This is a genomic window from Pigmentiphaga sp. MLSB6-MA01, assembly GCF_058793475.1.
The window spans coordinates 39,460-55,841 of sequence record NZ_JBXAFV010000003.1 but is presented as its reverse complement, the minus strand read 5'-3'; the positions used below and the strand labels follow the sequence as shown (position 1 = coordinate 55,841).

Sequence of the window (16,382 nt, the reverse complement as noted above, 5' to 3'; positions counted from 1 at the left end):
GCCATGGCCGACCCCACCAACGTCCTGGTGCTGCTGTCCGACGAGCACAATCCCTGGATCGCGGGGTTCGCCGGCCATCCCTGTGTGCGCACGCCCAACCTGGACCGGCTGGCGCGCCGGGGCACGGTGTTCGAGCGCGCCTGGACGCCCAGCCCGCTGTGCGTGCCCGCGCGGGCCAGCCTGGCGACTGGGCGATATGTGCACGACCATCGCTACTGGGACAATGCCATCGCCTATGACGGCCGGGTGAGGTCCTGGATGCAGGACGTGTCCGGGGCCGGACTGCTGGCCGAGTCCGTCGGCAAGCTGCATTTCCGCCGTGCCGAGGACCCCACCGGTTTCCGGCGCCAGCGGCTGCCCATGCATATTCCCGGCGGCGTGGGCCAGGTCTGGGGATCGGTGCGCAATCCGCTGCCGCAGACCTCCATGCCGTCGGGCATGTTCAAGTCCCTGGGCGCGGGCGAGTCCGCCTACAACGAATACGATCGCACGGTCGGCGCAACGGCTTGCGAGTGGCTGCGCTCGCACGCCGCCGACTCCGCGCCGTGGGCCCTGTTCGTGGGGATGGTCGCGCCGCATTTTCCACTGGTCGTTCCGGAGCGCTACCTGCGCCGGGTGCTGGAGGATCCGTTGTTCGACGGTTGTCTGCCGGAGCCGGCCGCCGCGCGCCATCCGTGGATCAGGCGGTCGCTGGCCTACATCGATCACGCGGCGGCGCTGGAAGGGCCCGAGCGCGTCCGGCTGGCGGTGGCGGCCTACTTCGCGCTGGTCGAGTTCATGGACGAGCAGATGGGCATGGTGCTCGACACGCTGGATGCGACCGGGCTGTCGGCGCGGACCACGGTGATCTACACGTCGGACCATGGCGACAATCTGGGCGCCCGCGACTTGTGGAACAAAGGCACGCTGTATCGCGAGGCGGCGGGCATTCCCCTCGTGCTGGCCGGCCCGGGCGTGCCGGCCGGGCACCGGTGCCGCACCGATGCCAGCCTGGTGGACGTGTATCCCACCGTGCTCCAGGCGATGGGCCTGGCGCCGTCCGCGGCCGGGCTGCCCGGCCGGTCGCTGCGGGACCTGGCAGCGGGGCCCGATGAGTCCGATCGCGTCGTCCTGGGCGAATACCATGGTGTCGGATCGCCCAGCGCCGCCTACTACCTCGTGCGCGGCCGCTACAAGTACCACCACTACGTGGACTACGCCCCCGAGCTGTTCGATATCGTGGCCGATCCACGCGAGCGTGACGACCTCGCCGCCCGTCCCGACATGGCCGCCACCGTGCACGCCATGCGCGCCGCCTTGTGCGAGCGGCTCTATCCCGAAGCGATCGATCGGCTTGCCAAGCACGACCAGGACGAACTGGTCCGCCAGGCCGGCGGCCGCGAAGCCGCGCTTCGAACGGGGCACCGCGGCGCTACGCCAGTTCCTCAATCCGCCACCGAAGGCCTGCATCCATGAACGCATCGATTTCCAGCCAGCACACCGTGGGCGACGCCCTGGTCCAGTACCTGCACCGACTGGGCGTACGCCAGGCCTACGGTGTCCTGTCCATCCACAACATGCCGCTGCTCGATGCGCTGGGGCGCGATGGGCGTATCCGCTACGTAGGCGCGCGCGGCGAAGCCGGCGCGGTGGGCATGGCCGACGCCTGCGCCCGCGCCACGAATTCCCTGGGCGTGGCTTTCACGAGCACGGGCACGGGCGCCGGCAATGCGGCCGGCGCGCTGGTCGAGGCCTGGACCGCGGGTACGCCGCTGCTGCACATCACCGGGCAGGTCGCGCTGCCTTACCTGGACCGGGGCCGCTCCTACGTCCACGAGGCCAAGGACCAGCTCGGCATGCTGCGGGCGGTTTCCAAGGCGGCGCTGCGCGTGTGGTCGGCCGAGACGGCCCTGGCCACGATCCAGGAGGCCGTCCGGCTGGCGCTGACCGCGCCCACGGGGCCGGTCAGCGTGGAGATTCCCATCGACCTGCAAGGCGCCCTGGTCGATGTCCTGCCACCTCCGCCACCGCCCGTCCTGGCACCGGCCGAGCCGGACGACGCGGCGGTCGACCAGTTGGCCGATCTGCTGGCCGACGCCCGGCGGCCGGTCCTGTGGATAGGCGGCGGTGCGCGCCATGCCCGCGCCGAGATCGTCCGCCTGCTGGACCTGGGCTTCGTGGCCGTGACCACCCTGCAGGGCAAGGGCGCGGTGCCCGAGGACGACCCGCGCACACTGGGCGCCTTCAACGGCCAGCCCGCGATCGAGGCTTTCTACCAGGGCTGCGACGCGATGCTGGTCGTGGGGTCCCGCCTGCGCGTCCCGGAAACGCTGACCCACACGCTGCAACTGCCGCGCATGCTGGTCCAGATCGACACGGATCCCCTGGCCGAGCAGCGCGCCTATCCGACTTCATTGTTCGTGCGGGGCGATGCGCGCCTGACGCTGGCCAGGCTGGCCGACCGACTCGCCGGACGCATGCGGGCCGATGCCGGACTGGCGGACGAGGCCGCGCGCGCCAGGCAGCGCGCCCAGTCCACCATGCGCGGCGCGATCGCGCCCTACGACCGCATCGCCGACGCCGTGCAGGCCGTGTGCGGCCGCGACTTCGGCTGGGTGCGCGACGTCACCATCTCCAACAGCACCTGGGGCAACCGCCTGATGCAGGTATTCGCGCCGGGGCAGGGCATCCACGCCGTGGGCGGCGGAATCGGCCAGGGGCTGGCCATGGCCATCGGCGCGGCCACCGGCCGGCCGGACCGCAAGACCTGGCTGCTGGCCGGGGACGGCGGGTTCATGCTGAACCTGGGCGAGCTGGCCACCGCGGTCCAGGAGCGGACCGGCATCGTCATGCTGGTGATGAACGACGGCGGCTACGGCATCCTGCGCAACCTCCAGGACGCGGACTACGGCGGCCGCCGCTATTACTGCGACCTGCACGGCTTCGAACTGGGCGCCCTCGCGCGATCGGTCGGCATGGACCATATCGCGGTGCGCGACCTGGACGGCCTGGAGCATGTGCTGCGCGACGCGGCCGGGCGCGACGCGCCGGCCGTGCTGGTGGAGTTCGACATGCGCGCGATCGGGCCTTTCGCCAAGCCGTTCTCGGGGCCGCCGCTGGCGCGGGGGTAGGGCGTCAGGGCCGGATCAATCCGGCGTCAGCCGCGTGCTGCCCGGTTGGCGCCGCTCGATGCTCCACTTCAGCAGCGCGGCGCATCGGTAGATGCCGTGCGCGAACTTGCCGTAGGGCAGGGTCAGGAACAGGGCCATCACCACGCCCAGGTGCACGGCCAGCAGCAGGCCCATGGCGCCGGTGTCGCGCACGGCCAGCAGCGCGAGGCCGGTCAGGCTGGTCAGGAACAGCAGGCAGATGAAGCCGCGGTCCATGGGGCGCTGGTCGGGATCGCCGTGCTCCGGGTGCCGCCGCAGGTTCAGCCACAGCAGCCCGGCCGGTCCGATCAGCAGGCCGATGCCGCCCGCCGTGCCCAGCAGTACGGGCAGGCTGGTCAAGGGATACGGGGCGTGCAGGTCCAGCGCGTAGTGGTAGAGCGTGGCGACGCAGGTGGCGGCGAAGCACAGCATGAAGCCGTAGAAGGTGAAGTGGTGGAACCGGCGCCGTGCCAGCGTGAACGCGTCGTCCGCTTCATTGCAGCCCTTGCCGTGTCCGCCGTCCAGGTACTTCAGGCGCAGCGCGTCGTGCGCGGCCTCGGCCACGGCGGGGCCGGAGGGCGAGCCGGGGGACACGTCCCGCCAGAAACGCGTCACGCCCACCCCCAGCGCGGCGATGGCGAGCACGAACACCGTGCCGAACAACGCCACCAGCAGGTTGTGCGGAAAGATGGCGTAGAAGTTGCCGGCGAGCGGTTCGTGCCGGATGCCGCCGTTCATGGCGGCGGCCAGCACCAGGAACAACGCCAGCGCGAAGGCCGTCGCCAGCGCCACCGTCACGCCGTTGTGGCGGTACAGGCGGCCCAGGAAGCCCGGCCAGGCGTAGTCGCCATAGGTCTGGACGCGCACCTTGGCCATCGCGCGGGGCACGTTCACGCCGAATTCGTTCGGCGGCGCGTACTGGCAGGCGTGCAGGCAGGCGCCGCAGTTGTGGCACAGGTTGGCCAGGTAGTGGACGTCGGCCTTGCCGAATTCCAGCCGGCGCATCATGGCCGGGAACGTCGCGCAGAATCCTTCGCAATAGCGGCAGGCATTGCATATCTGCAGGACGCGGGCCGCTTCGTTTTCGTCGGCGGTCAGCGCGGTCGAACAGGCGCCGCCCTGCGCGGCGGCCTGGGTCCGCCACTGTACCGGCACGGCCTGCACGCCGGCCGCCAGGGTTTGCGCATCGCGCGCGAGGTCCTCAAGCTGTTTCAAGTGTGGGCGCTCCGTGGATACTGGTGTTCTTCTCCGCTGCCTCGGCGGCGCGGGTGCCGGCGATGCGGCCGAAGGCCGTGCCGATGGACATGCCGACGCCAGCCGTGTAGCCCTTGCCCAGCACGTTGCCGGACATCATTTCGCCGGCGCAGAACAGATTGGGGCTGGGACGGCCGCCGAAATGCACGGCGGCGTTCTCGTCGACCTTGGTGCCGAGATAGGTGAAAGTGATTCCCGGCCGCAGCGGATAGGCGAAATAGGGCGGGGTATCCAGCGGCCGGGCCCAGTGTGTCTTGACGGGCGAGATGCCCTCCGTGCGGCAGTCGTCCATGATGGTGTGGTCGAAGCGCTCGCCCCGGCAGGCCGCGTTGAATTCCCGTACCGTCTGCATCAGGCGGGTCTCGTCCAGCCCCGTCAGCCGCGCCAGCTCGGGCAGGCTGTCGGCCCGGATGCCGGTGAACACCGGCGGCATGAAACGCCCGACCGCCTTGGCGTCGATGATGGAATAAGCGATCTGGTCCGGCTGGAAGGCGACCAGCCGGCCCCAGATCGCATAGCGCTTGGGCCAGAAATCCTCGCCTTCGTCGTAGAAGCGCTGGGCGTCGCGATTGACGACGATGCCCAGCGACACGCAGTCCAGGCGGGTGCAGATGCCGCCGTCGTAGGCGGGCGAGCGCGCGTCGATGGCCACGCAGTGGGACTGGGTCGGATCGCCGATCATGTCGGCGCCGGCGTCCATCATGAATTTCAGCAGCGCGCCCTGGTTGTAGCGCGTGCCGCGCACCAGGAAGTTGTCCGCCGGCCATTCGCCCCGTTCGTTCTGGCCCCAGGCCTCGCGCACCCACGCCGTGTTGGACTCGAAGCCGCCGCAGGCCATGACACAGGCGCGGGCGGGAATCCGTTCGTTGCCGGCCAGCGCCGCCACGAAGCGGCCGCCGTCCAGTTCCAGCGCATGCACCGGCGTGCCGTAGCGGATCTGCACGCCCAGGTTCTCGGCGCTGCGATAGTAGGCGTTGACCAGTGCCCGGCCGCCGCCCATGAAGAAAGCGTTGGTGCGGGCGATGTGCAGGGTGCCGGACAGCGCGGGCTGGAAGTTCACGCCATGCCGGCGCATCCAGTCCCGGCAGTTGGACGAGGCCCGGATGACCAGGCGCGCCAGCTTTTCATCGGTGATGCCGCCGGTGACCTTGAGCAGGTCCTGCCAGAATTCCTCTTCCGGGTAGCTGTCGACCAGCACGTCTTCCGGACCGTCGTGCATGCAGCGCAGGTTGCGCGTGTGCTGCGAGTTGCCGCCGCGCCATTCCTTCGGCGCGGCCTCCAGCAGCATGACGCTGGCGCCCGCCTCGCGGGCCATCAGGGCCGCGCACAGGGCGGCGTTGCCGCCGCCGATGACCAGGACATCTATCATTCCGCTTTCCTATCAGTGAGGAATCACTGTAGGCGCAGCGGCCCGGCCGGGCTAGACGGCGCGCGGGCAATGGGTATTCACGATTCGTGAATGGTGGCTCCCGGCCAATGGCCGTCGCGCACCAGCGTGCGCATCAGGTCCGCCAGGACCACCCGCGCGGCCAGCGCCGCGGGAGAAAGTTCGTCGTCCGAGACGCTGGTGACGACGTTGCGCCGGAACAGGTAGGGATCGTCCAGCGGATACAGGCACAGGCGCCCCTCGTGCATCCCGCCGGCGGCGACGCCGGGCTGGATGGTGGCGATGGGGGTATCGATCACGGTGTTCATCAGCGTGGTCAGGCCGTCGATCTCCAGCGCGATGTCCGGTTCGACGCCCGCGCGGTCGAAGGCGGCATCGACCAGGATGCGCAGGCCATGCGTCTTGCTGGGCATCGCCAGCGGCAGCCGCGCGGCATCGGCCACGGTCATCGGCTGGCGGGGCTGGCGGTCGGATACGAGGTCGGGCCGGGCCACCACGAACAGCTTTTCGTCCAGCAGCGGCAGGACGCTCCAGTGCCGGCCGCTGTCGGTCTGGAACAGCACGGCCAGGTCCAGCAGGCGGGCGTTGAGCATGCCGGCCAGATGGCCGGACAGGCTTTCCACCAGATGTAGCCGCACGTCGGGGTAGCGGTCATGCATGGCGGCGATGAAGGGGCGGGCCAGCAGCGATGCCGTCGAGGGCGCGAAGCCTATGCTGACCGCGCCCGACAACCGGGCCTCGCGCGCCGCGACCACGGCCTGGTCGGCGTGCCGCAGCGCCATCTGCGCCTGCCGCCAGAACGCCAGTCCCGCGTCGGTGGGGATGACGCCGGTCGCGGTGCGCTGCAGCAGCCGGGTGGCCAGCTCGCCCTCCAGGCGGCTGATCTGCTGGCTCAGGGCGGAGGGCACCAGGCCCAGCTCGCGCGCGGCGCGGCCCATGCTGCCCAGTTCGACCACGCGGACGAAATAGCGGAGTTGGCGCAGTTCCAAGGTGGGATCAGTCCTCCGCCAGCAGGCGATAGAGCGACGACCCCGACCGCATCTGCGGCTGGCCGCCGACCGTCGAGAACTCGAGCTCGACCAGGTCCCGCCCGTGATTGACGGGTACCTGTATCGTCATTCTGGCACGGTCGTCGCCATCGGGCCGCAGCAACTGGCCGTCGTTCCACATCACGTATCCCGGCAATTCAGCCAGCTCGTCCAGCGCGGCGATGCCATCGCCCAGGACCAGCGCCACGGACTCGGGCGATTCGTTGGTGGGTTCCCAGCGCGTGCCCAGGCGGGCCTGCCAGGCGGGGGACAGCGGTGGCAGCGGCGCCAGGCGCTGGCCCACGGACAGGGTCAGCCGGTAGTGCCCCCAGCCGGCCGGGACGCGCTGGATCATGTACTGCTTGCCGTCCAGGACCAGCCATCGAAAGCTGTTCCCGGTCGGCGCGTCGTTCCACCACCAGCAGTCGGCGCGCAGGGTCAGGCCCGGGGCGAGCGGCTCCCAGGCGCCGGCCTTCCTGCGCAGCAAGTCGATCGTGCCGGCATCGGCGGCCTGCACCTTGTACGGCCCTTCGAAATCGGCATAGATGCCCGCCAGCCCGGCGGCATCGATGGACGGCGCCGCCGCCGCGGGGATGCCTTCCAGCGCCGCCGGCACGGCGGGAATCGCGCGCGTGGTCGACAGGGCCCGCAGCAGCACGCCTTCGGCGATGCGCAGCGGCCCGTAGGTGGTGCCGGCTCCCGTCAGCAGCAGGGCCATGCGCTGGTCGGGCAGCACGAAGAACTCGGTCGAGAAGAAGCTCGTGCCGCCGTTCTTCTGCCAGGCCTTGATGCCGACGCTGTCCAGGCCGGGATGCCGCGCCGAGTCCCAGCCCAGGCCCCAGCGCCATTCGGGACAGGGGTTGATGCGCAGGCTCGTGGTCTGGTCTTTGCCCATTTCCTGGACGGCCGCCTGCGACACCAGGCGCTTGCCCTGGTACATGCCCAGGTCTAGGAACATCTTCGCCAGCCGCATCATGTCGCCGGGCGTGGAGGCCAGGCCGCCGGTGGCGTAGGCCGACACGAATTCCTGCCCCATGCGCCGCCCTTCGTAGACCGGATGCACGAAGCTGCCTTCGGGGAAGGCCTGCACCGGGTAGGCGGAACGGCTCATGCCCAGGGGGTCGAGGATCTCGCGCCGGACGAACTCGGCGTACGACTGGCCCGTGACCGCCGCCACCAGGTTCTCGACCATCGTGAAACCGTCGTTGCAATAGACGGCCAGCTCCCCCGGCTGGTGCTTCAGGTGGAAGTGGGCCAGGCCGTCCTCGGTGTCCTGCGCGTAGCCGGCGATGGGCTCGAACGCGAAGATATTGCGCCAGTTGGTACCGGGCAGCCCGGACGAATGGCTGAGCAGGTGGCGCAGCGTGATCTGGCCGTATTCGCCGGACAGCATCGAGAACCGGGGCAGATAGCGGGTGATCGGCGCGTCCAGCGCCAGCTTGCCCCGGTCGCACAGCACCATGGCCGCCAGCGCGGCCAACACCTTGCTGACCGAGCCGATATTGAAGCGGGAATCGACGGTGGCGGCCACCTTGCCCTGCGGATCCGCGAGTCCGAAGGCTTCCTGCCAGATCACCCCTTCGCTGGTCATCAGCGCGACCGAGACCGCGGTGGCCTGGTCTTTCTGGACGGCCTGGCGGATGGCGTCGCGCCCCCACTGGATGGCCTCGGACAGCCGGCCTGCGTCGGGCACGGGATCGTCGCCGCCGCCGCAGCCGGGCAGCGCGTGGAGCAGGGCGCCGGCGCCGGCGAACTGCATCCAGTGGCGGCGCGACGGGGAAAGCAGGGGGGATGCCCCTGCCGGCGCGATTCCGGCGGGGCAATCCAGATTCAGTTTCCTTGAATTCATCTCGATTACCCTTGCGTGGCCGAATATCGGGAAAATGATTCTATCCCGGCTCGACCGTACGGAGGCGGTCTTCATGTCTTATATAAGATATAAGACACTTGCGGCACGCCGCCGCTAGTCCTACAATCCCGGCGATCGCCCTCAATCCCTTCACACCGGGACACCTCCAATGCTTGAATCCTACCGTCAACACGTTGCCGAGCGGGCCGCGCTTGGCATCCCCCCGCTGCCGCTGTCGGCGCAGCAGACCGCCGACCTGATCGAGCTGATCAAGAATCCGCCCAAGGGCGAGGAACAGACGCTGCTGGATCTGCTGACCCATCGCGTGCCGGCCGGCGTGGATGACGCCGCCAAGGTCAAGGCGTCCTATCTGGCCGCCGTCGCCCTGGGCAAGGAAGCCTGCCCCCTGATCGACCGCGCCAAGGCCACCGAGCTGCTGGGCACGATGCTGGGCGGCTACAACATCAGCGCCCTGATCGAGCTGCTGGACGACGCCCAGGTGGGCGAGATCGCCGCCGCGGGCCTGAAGAAAACCCTGCTGATGTTCGACGCCTTCCACGACGTGAAGGAAAAGGCGGACAAGGGCAATGCCAACGCCAAGGCCGTGCTGCAAAGCTGGGCCGACGCCGAGTGGTTCACCAGCCGCCCCGAGCTGCCGCAAAGCCTGACGCTGACCGTGTTCAAGGTCACGGGCGAAACCAACACCGACGACCTGTCGCCCGCGCCCGACGCCTGGAGCCGCCCCGACATCCCGCTGCACGCGCTGGCCATGCTCAAGAACCCGCGTCCGGGCATCGAGCCGCAAGAGCCCGGCAAGGTCGGTCCGCTCAAGCTCATCAATGACCTGAAGGAAAAGGGCCACGCGGTCGCCTACGTCGGCGACGTGGTCGGCACCGGTTCCTCGCGCAAATCGGCCACCAACTCCGTGCTGTGGTGGACCGGCGAAGACATCCCCTTCGTGCCGAACAAGCGCTTCGGCGGCGTCTGTCTGGGCAGCAAGATCGCTCCCATCTTCTACAACACCATGGAAGACGCGGGCGCGCTGCCGGTCGAGCTGGATGTCTCCAAGATGGACATGGGCGACGTCATCGAGCTGCGCCCCTATGAAGGCAAGGCCCTGAAGAACGGCGAAGTGATCGCCGAATTCGAGATCAAGTCCGACGTGCTGTTCGACGAAGTGCGCGCCGGCGGCCGCATTCCGCTGATCGTGGGCCGCGGCCTGACCGCCAAGGCGCGCGAGGCCCTGGGCCTGGCTCCCTCGACGTTGTTCCGCCTGCCCAACAACCCGGTCGATACCGGCAAGGGCTACACGCTGGCCCAGAAGATGGTCGGCCGCGCCTGCGGCATGCCGGAAGGCAAGGGCATCCGCCCGGGCACCTACTGCGAGCCGCGCATGACCTCGGTCGGCAGCCAGGACACCACCGGCCCCATGACCCGCGACGAGCTGAAGGACCTGGCGTGCCTGGGCTTCTCGGCCGACCTGGTGATGCAGTCGTTCTGCCACACCGCCGCCTATCCCAAGCCCGTGGACGTCAAGACGCACCACACGCTGCCCGAATTCATGAGCAATCGCGGCGGCATCTCGCTGCGTCCGGGCGACGGCGTCATCCACTCGTGGCTGAACCGCATGGTGCTGCCCGACACGGTCGGCACCGGCGGCGACTCGCACACCCGCTTTCCCATCGGCATCAGCTTCCCGGCCGGCTCGGGCCTGGTCGCCTTCGCGGCGGCCACCGGCGTCATGCCGCTGGACATGCCTGAATCGGTGCTGGTCCGCTTCAAGGGCAAGCTGCAGCCCGGCGTCACGCTGCGCGACCTGGTCAACGCCATCCCCTACTACGCGATCCAGCAAGGCCTGCTGACCGTCGAGAAGCAGGGCAAGAAGAACATCTTCTCGGGCCGCATCCTGGAAATCGAAGGGCTGCCGGACCTGAAGGTGGAACAGGCCTTCGAACTGTCCGACGCCTCCGCCGAGCGTTCGGCCGCCGGCTGCACGGTGCGCCTGAACAAGGAACCGATCATCGAGTACATCAACAGCAACATCACGCTGCTGAAGTGGATGATCGCCAACGGCTATGAAGACGAGCGTTCGATCGGCCGCCGCGTCAAGGCCATGGAAGCCTGGCTGGCCAACCCTGAACTGTTGCAACCCGATGCCGACGCCGAGTACGCCGCCGTCATCGAAATCGACCTGGCCGACGTGCACGAGCCCCTGGTGGCGTGCCCGAACGACCCGGACGACGTCAAGACGCTGTCCGCCGTGGCCGGCGCCAAGATCGACGAAGTGTTCATCGGCAGCTGCATGACCAACATCGGCCACTTCCGCGCGGCGTCCAAGCTGCTCGAAGGCAAGCGCGACATCCCGGTCAAGCTGTGGGTCGCTCCGCCCACCAAGATGGACCAGCAGCAGCTGACCGCGGAAGGCCACTACGGCGTCCTGGGTTCGGCCGGCGCCCGCATGGAAATGCCGGGCTGCTCGCTGTGCATGGGCAACCAGGCGCAGGTCCGCGAAGGCGCGACGGTCATGTCGACCAGCACCCGCAACTTTCCGAACCGCCTCGGCAAGAACTCCTTCGTGTACCTGGGTTCGGCCGAACTGGCCGCCATCTGCTCGCGCCTGGGCCGCATCCCGACCAAGGAAGAGTACATGGCCGAGACCGGCGTCCTGGCCGAGCACGAGAAGACCATCTATCGCTACATGAACTTCGACCAGATCCCCGACTTCAAGGACGTGGCCGATTCGGTGGGCGTGTGATCGGCAGGTGAGGAAGGGCGGCCCGTTCGGGTCGTCCGGCAGTATTGAAAGGCGCCCCGGACGGGGCGCCTTTTCTATTGGAGCGAAGGGCGCCGCGTGGCGCAGGCGCGTGAGCTATCATTGCCTGGGCCCAATGATGTTCACGACTATGCGCACTCAAGACTATCCCATCGATCGCAGCATAGGTTTCCTGCTCGGCAGGACCTTCCGCCGCCTGCGCCCGATCATGGAACAGCAGATCAACAGCGCCGGGATCTCGTATGGCATGTGGTTCTTCCTGCGCGCCCTGTGGGAAAAGGACGGCGTGAGCCAGCGCGAGATCGCCGAGATGGTGGGGCTGACCCAGCCCACCGCGTGGGCGGCGCTGCGCAAGCTCGAGGCGCAGAAGATGGTGACGCTGCAGCCCGACTCCGAGGACAAGCGCAAGGTGCTGGTGTCGCTGACCGAGAAGGGCAGGGGCCTGGAGGAGGTGCTGCTGCCTCGGGTCGAGAACATCAACGAGGTCGCCTTGCAGGGCATCAGCAAGACCGACCTCGCGACCTTCATGCGGGTGCTGGGCAGGATAGAGACCAACATCGGACCCGCGGAGTAAGGCCCGCGGGCCCGCGGGTCAGATGGCGTTGATGACGCCGCCGTCCACTTGCAGCGCCGTGCCGTTGATGTACGAGGCGCGCTCGGAGCACAGGAAGGCGACAGCCCCCGCGATGTCCTCCGGCTGCCCGAAGCGGCCCACGGGAATGCCCGCCAGCTTGCCGGCCGTGTAGGCCTGGCTGTCTGTGGCCAGGTCCTGGCCGCCCTTGAAACGGTCGGTCATGATGCGCCCGGGCACGATGGTGTTGAGCAGGACGCCGTCGCCGGCCACTTCCTTGGACAGGTACTTGAACAGTCCGTTGACGCCGGGGCGGGTGGCGATCGAGGTCACCAGGTCGGGTATCGGTTCGCGCACCGCCCGCGACTGCACGGTGACCACGCGGCCCCAGCCACGGGCCCGCATGCCCGGCAGCGTGCGGTTCAACAATCTGAAGGCGGCGATGACCGACATCTCGAAGGCATCGCGCAAGTCCTGCTCGGTGATGGCGTCGAAGCCGCCGCGCTTGGGCGAGCCGCCGATGGAAACGAGGATGTCGATGCCGCCGTGGCGTTTTTCGGCCGCATCGATCAGCGCGTCGATGTCCTTGGCCGAGGTCAGGTCCGCGGGGATGGCCGTGACCTCGCCGCGCGCGACGGCCCGGACTTCCTCGGCCGCCTGCTCCAGCTGCGCACGTCCGCGCGCGCACATCACGATGTTCGTTCCCTGGCTGGCCAGCTCCATCGCGCAGGCCTTGCCTATGCCCTTGCTCGAAGCCGTGATCAATGCCGTGCGTCCCGCGATTCCCAGATCCATGATGTCATCCTTGCGATGGGGTGATTGGCCGCATGCCTGTCATGCCTGCAGGCTGCGGTCCAGAAAGCTGCGATCCCAGACGTCTTCCAGCCGCAGCGCGGGGCGGGAGCTGGTCGCGGCATACAGGTCGATGACCCGCTGCAGGCCGGCTTCCGACGGATGGGGCCGGCGCTGGAAGCGCCGGGAATAGAAGTCGTGGACGGCCAGCGCCTGCGCGTGGTCCAGGAAGCCCAGATGGCGTTTCATGCTCTCCAGGACGCGGTCGGGGTGGTCCGCGAACAGCTCGATGGTGCGCACGTAGGCGGTCACGGCACGTTGGACGCGGTCCGGATGCGCGCGCGCGTAGCGCCGGGTCGTGGCGACGATGGGGCCCTGGAACCGCAGTTCCTGGCCCAGGTCGGCCAGCCGGTGCAGGCCGAAGGCGACCGAACCGGCGACGCCGTAGTCGGCGGTCAGCACGCCGGCGGCAATGCGGCCATCCTGCAGCGCCTGGTAGATCGCGGGATAGGTGCCCAGCTCCAGCAGCTCCACGTCCTCGCGGCGCAGCGTCCACCGGTCCAGCATGGTGGCCGCGCTGACGCCGGTCTGGCCCGCGATGCTGAGCACGCCGATTTTCTCGCCGACGAGGGCGCGCGGCGCGTCGATGCGGGCGGCGCCGAGCAGATACATGGCATTGGTCTGTTCGGCGGCCAGCAGCACGACCGGGTCGTGCCCTTCGTAGACGGCCTGCACCAGCGGCACGGCGCCGAATTCGGCCAGATCGTATTCCCCGGCGACGAGGCCGCGCACGCCGTCCGGTCCCGCCGTTTCTTCCCGCGCGATGACCAGGTCCAGTCCCTGCTCGCGGAATACGCCGGCGTCGCGGCCAATGACGCCCAGGCTTTGCGCCGTCGACCGCAGGCCCAGCGCCAGGCGCACTTCGGGCAGCGGCGTCATCGTCCGGCTCCGTCGAAGATCGCCACCGCGCAGCCGGTGTCCCAGGCCTCGATGGGCTCGTAGGCCAGGGTGCGGGGATGGCGGTCGTGGGCCGCGCTCATGGCAGCCACCCACAGCCGCACCTCCCAGGCGCCGAAACCCGCCTCGTCCAGCCGCGCGGCGGGAATGGACAGAATCCCATCCAGATCGCCTTTGTCCAGCATGGACAGGAATTCGCGGTCGAATGCCTCGTCCAGCCGGTCCGCCTCGGCGGCGCCGGGAGCGTGGGAAAGGCCGCCGGAGCCCAGCACGCCCACGCGCAGGCCACTGGCGTCGATGGCGGCACGGATGGCGCGGCCCAGCTCGTGGCAGCGGGGCAGGGACATCAGCGGCGGAACCTGGCAGTTCATCATGACCCAGACCACGGGGATGTCGAATGCCGGCGTGACCAGCGAAAGCGGGACGATGACGCTGTGTTCCAGTTCGGTCTGCGCGGCGCCCGCCGGTTCGATGCCCCGGTTATAGGCATGCTGCATGATGAGGTCGGCCAGGCCGGGGGCGCCGGGGATGTCCATCCTGGGCATGCCCAGCCAGTCTTCCACCGGACCGCTGTACCGTTCGTTCAGCGAGACGCAGCAGGCCGGCATGTTGCCCATGAAGAAATTGGAGAAATGATCGGGCGCGATCACCACCATCGCGTCCAGCCTTGCCGCCGCGGCCGCCGTTTTCAAGGTGCTTGCGGCGTCGAGGAAGGCCTGCCGCTGCGGGGCGGGGGCGGCCTGGGTGAAGGCGGCGATGCCCGGGGCATGGCTCATCGCCGCGGCGAATTCTAGGGATCCCATTCAAGCCTCGCTGTGGCCGTCGAGCCGGTAGTCGCTGGAGAAGCGGCGGGCGCCCTTGAGGGGGGCCAGCGCGTGTTGATAGTCGCTGCGGGACAGGCCGGCCATGCGCGAGTACGGCGCGAGCAGCAGGGGGTGGACGCCCATCAGGTAGAGCCCGGCCAGGTCCCCGCCGGCCAGGGCGTTGCGCTCCGCGTCGGTCAGGTCGGCATCCCGCAGCGCGGCGTGGGGATCCGTGCGCAGCAGCGCGGCGCGAGGCTTGTCGTGCTTGAGTTCGAAGATCACTCTCTGGACCGCGTAAAGACTCATGGCGCCATCCTGAAATTAATTAGATAGCAATCTAAATTGTTTGGTGTATAGTGTCAATCAACATCGGAGCCGGGAGGTACCCGTGAACGCGATTCACCCAGGTGGTCATCCATGGCAGCTTGGCGCCAGCGAAAGCGCCGCCTTGTTGCGGGCCGGCCGGTTGGCCAGCGTTGAACTGGTCGAGTCGGTCCTGGAGCGGATGCGGTCGTGCAACCAGGCGGTCAATGCCATCGTGGCCCAGGTCGATGCGGCATCCCTGCTGGCCCAGGCCAGCGCCGCCGACCGGCGACACGCGGCGGGCAATCCCGCCGGCGCGCTCGACGGCATCCCGCTGACGGTCAAGGACAACCTTTGGGTGCAGGGACTGCCGGCGACATGGGGCGTGGAGGCACTGGCCACCTTCGTTCCCGATCATGACGAACCGGTGGTGGCCCGCGTGCGCGAAGCGGGCGCGATCGTGCTGGGCAAGACCAATGTCCCGCCCATGGCCCTGGCGGCCACGACCGGCAATGGCGTGTACGGCCCGACGTGCAATCCCCTGGCTCCGGCCATGACGCCGGGCGGCTCCAGCGGCGGTGCCGGCGCCGCGCTGGCGTTGGGCATGGGCGCGCTGGCGCTGGCGACCGACGCGGGCGGATCGATACGGCGGCCGGCGGCCTATACCGGCACCGTCGGCTTCAAGCCCTCGACCGGCGCGGTACTGTCTTCTTCCGGTTTTCCCCGTACGTCCCTGGATTTCCAGGTCGTCGGTCCCATGGCGCGATCGGTGGAGGATTGCGCCCTGCTGGCCACGATGATCGCCGTCGACGCATCGCGCTTTCCCGGGCAGGGGCAGGCGGCCCGGCCCGAGGTCTGGCTGCGCGAGCGGGCACGGGCGCGGCGGGCCCGCATCGTGGCCATCGTGCCGCCCGACCAGGGCCAGGAGCCCGTGGTCACGGCCGCGCTGAACGAATGCGTGGAGCGCCTGGCGCGCGCGGGCCATCGGGTCGCCTGGCAGCCGATGCCGTATTCGGTCGCGCAGGTCGACGCCTTCTGGCTGGAGATCATTCCGCATGGCGTGCGCGCCGCCGTCGACGAGCTGGGGCTGGACGAGTCCGCGCTGCCGGCCGCCTTGCGCGATCTCGCGCGGCGCTCGTCGGAGCCGTCGGCCGTGGACGTGTACCGCACCATCGCGCGCCTGCTCGACTGGCGGCAGCGCACGCGAGCGCTCTGGGCCGAGGCGGACGTGGTGCTGTCCCCGGCTTCCCCCTGTCTGGCCTGGCCGCTCGATGCCCCCTATCCGGCCAGCATCGATGGTTGCCAGGCGTCGCCGCGGGCGGGCGCCTTGTACGCGACGTTCGCCAATGCGGCCGGGGCACCGTCGATCTCGGTGCCGGTGCCGTGGCATCCCGGCATCGGCATGCAATTGACCGGGGCGCCCGGCGACGATGCGCAATTGCTGGCCTGGGCCTGGGAATGCGAGCAGGCGATGCTGGCATGAACGTGTTCGGATTTTTCTTTTAATAAAACGTTAGCTATCTAATTGATTGGTGGC

At 69.1% G+C, this 16,382-nt stretch carries 13 protein-coding genes; 5 read left to right on the top strand and 8 right to left on the bottom strand.

Going from position 1 to position 16,382, the window contains the following annotated elements; genetic code table 11:
- The first annotated feature begins 3 nt into the window (after positions 1-3).
- Both AC1Q6E_RS05755 and AC1Q6E_RS05750 read left to right on the top strand, forming a co-directional pair.
- Positions 4-1,455 carry a sulfatase family protein gene (locus tag AC1Q6E_RS05755; RefSeq protein WP_492572372.1) on the top strand — a complete coding sequence of 484 codons (1,452 nt, stop codon included), beginning with the start codon at positions 4-6 and terminating at the stop codon, positions 1,453-1,455.
- Positions 1,452-3,110, top strand: coding sequence for a thiamine pyrophosphate-binding protein (locus AC1Q6E_RS05750; RefSeq protein WP_492572371.1), 1,659 nt, complete (start codon positions 1,452-1,454; stop codon positions 3,108-3,110). Before AC1Q6E_RS05755 ends, AC1Q6E_RS05750 begins: the two co-directional genes overlap by 4 nt.
- 15 nt (positions 3,111-3,125) lie before the next feature.
- Here AC1Q6E_RS05750 and tcuB read toward each other — a convergent pair whose 3' ends face one another.
- The 4 genes from tcuB to AC1Q6E_RS05730 all read right to left on the bottom strand — a co-directional run bounded on the left by tcuB (position 3,126) and on the right by AC1Q6E_RS05730 (position 8,646).
- Entirely contained in the window at positions 3,126-4,343 is a 1,218-nt protein-coding gene (gene tcuB, locus AC1Q6E_RS05745) for a tricarballylate utilization 4Fe-4S protein TcuB (RefSeq protein ID WP_152797515.1), read from the bottom strand.
- Complete coding sequence (tcuA, locus tag AC1Q6E_RS05740) at positions 4,330-5,751, bottom strand: FAD-dependent tricarballylate dehydrogenase TcuA (protein ID WP_152797514.1); 1,422 nt, start codon at positions 5,749-5,751, stop codon at positions 4,330-4,332. The genes tcuB and tcuA overlap by 14 nt, the downstream gene beginning before the upstream one ends.
- Positions 5,752-5,828: 77 nt before the next feature.
- Positions 5,829-6,758, bottom strand: coding sequence for a LysR family transcriptional regulator (locus tag AC1Q6E_RS05735; protein WP_152797513.1), 930 nt, complete (start codon positions 6,756-6,758; stop codon positions 5,829-5,831).
- Positions 6,759-6,765: 7 nt separating this feature from the next.
- Positions 6,766-8,646, bottom strand: coding sequence for a serine hydrolase domain-containing protein (locus tag AC1Q6E_RS05730; protein WP_492572370.1), 1,881 nt, complete (start codon positions 8,644-8,646; stop codon positions 6,766-6,768).
- A gap of 169 nt (positions 8,647-8,815) precedes the next feature.
- Between AC1Q6E_RS05730 and acnB the strand changes: the two genes are divergently transcribed.
- Positions 8,816-11,401 carry a bifunctional aconitate hydratase 2/2-methylisocitrate dehydratase gene (gene acnB / locus AC1Q6E_RS05725; protein WP_152797511.1) on the top strand — a complete coding sequence of 862 codons (2,586 nt, stop codon included), beginning with the start codon at positions 8,816-8,818 and terminating at the stop codon, positions 11,399-11,401.
- Positions 11,402-11,549: 148 nt separating this feature from the next.
- Positions 11,550-11,993: a MarR family winged helix-turn-helix transcriptional regulator gene (locus tag AC1Q6E_RS05720; RefSeq protein ID WP_296555576.1), complete on the top strand. Its 444-nt coding sequence runs from the start codon at positions 11,550-11,552 to the stop codon at positions 11,991-11,993.
- 18 nt (positions 11,994-12,011) lie between these two features.
- On the opposite strand, the gene AC1Q6E_RS05715 is transcribed toward AC1Q6E_RS05720, so the two are convergent.
- From AC1Q6E_RS05715 to AC1Q6E_RS05700, 4 genes are read right to left on the bottom strand one after another with little or no spacing between them, the layout of a single operon-like run.
- On the bottom strand, positions 12,012-12,785 hold the full coding sequence (locus tag AC1Q6E_RS05715; protein WP_152797509.1) for an SDR family oxidoreductase: 774 nt from the start codon (positions 12,783-12,785) through the stop codon (positions 12,012-12,014).
- A 39-nt stretch (positions 12,786-12,824) separates the two neighbouring features.
- On the bottom strand, positions 12,825-13,721 hold the full coding sequence (locus AC1Q6E_RS05710) for an ABC transporter substrate-binding protein (protein WP_152797508.1): 897 nt from the start codon (positions 13,719-13,721) through the stop codon (positions 12,825-12,827).
- Positions 13,718-14,542 carry a DODA-type extradiol aromatic ring-opening family dioxygenase gene (locus tag AC1Q6E_RS05705; protein ID WP_492572369.1) on the bottom strand — a complete coding sequence of 275 codons (825 nt, stop codon included), beginning with the start codon at positions 14,540-14,542 and terminating at the stop codon, positions 13,718-13,720. The genes AC1Q6E_RS05710 and AC1Q6E_RS05705 overlap by 4 nt, the downstream gene beginning before the upstream one ends.
- Complete coding sequence (locus AC1Q6E_RS05700) at positions 14,543-14,848, bottom strand: hypothetical protein (protein WP_152797506.1); 306 nt, start codon at positions 14,846-14,848, stop codon at positions 14,543-14,545. It lies immediately after the preceding gene.
- Between the two features lie 82 nt (positions 14,849-14,930).
- On the opposite strand from AC1Q6E_RS05700, the gene AC1Q6E_RS05695 reads away from it, so the two are divergent.
- Positions 14,931-16,328 carry an amidase gene (locus tag AC1Q6E_RS05695; RefSeq protein ID WP_152797505.1) on the top strand — a complete coding sequence of 466 codons (1,398 nt, stop codon included), beginning with the start codon at positions 14,931-14,933 and terminating at the stop codon, positions 16,326-16,328.
- Positions 16,329-16,382 lie beyond the last annotated feature (54 nt).

What these genes read in the sequence shown, in the direction of transcription:
- AC1Q6E_RS05755 (WP_492572372.1), top strand. Translation starts at nt 4, where the DNA reads ATGGCCGACCCCACCAACGTCCTGGTGCTGCTGTCCGACGAGCACAAT.
- AC1Q6E_RS05750 (WP_492572371.1), top strand. Translation starts at nt 1,452, where the DNA reads ATGAACGCATCGATTTCCAGCCAGCACACCGTGGGCGACGCCCTGGTC.
- tcuA (WP_152797514.1), bottom strand. Translation starts at nt 5,751, where the DNA reads ATGATAGATGTCCTGGTCATCGGCGGCGGCAACGCCGCCCTGTGCGCG.
- AC1Q6E_RS05730 (WP_492572370.1), bottom strand. Translation starts at nt 8,646, where the DNA reads ATGAATTCAAGGAAACTGAATCTGGATTGCCCCGCCGGAATCGCGCCG.
- acnB (WP_152797511.1), top strand. Translation starts at nt 8,816, where the DNA reads ATGCTTGAATCCTACCGTCAACACGTTGCCGAGCGGGCCGCGCTTGGC.
- AC1Q6E_RS05720 (WP_296555576.1), top strand. Translation starts at nt 11,550, where the DNA reads ATGCGCACTCAAGACTATCCCATCGATCGCAGCATAGGTTTCCTGCTC.
- AC1Q6E_RS05715 (WP_152797509.1), bottom strand. Translation starts at nt 12,785, where the DNA reads ATGGATCTGGGAATCGCGGGACGCACGGCATTGATCACGGCTTCGAGC.
- AC1Q6E_RS05710 (WP_152797508.1), bottom strand. Translation starts at nt 13,721, where the DNA reads ATGACGCCGCTGCCCGAAGTGCGCCTGGCGCTGGGCCTGCGGTCGACG.
- AC1Q6E_RS05705 (WP_492572369.1), bottom strand. Translation starts at nt 14,542, where the DNA reads ATGGGATCCCTAGAATTCGCCGCGGCGATGAGCCATGCCCCGGGCATC.
- AC1Q6E_RS05700 (WP_152797506.1), bottom strand. Translation starts at nt 14,848, where the DNA reads ATGAGTCTTTACGCGGTCCAGAGAGTGATCTTCGAACTCAAGCACGAC.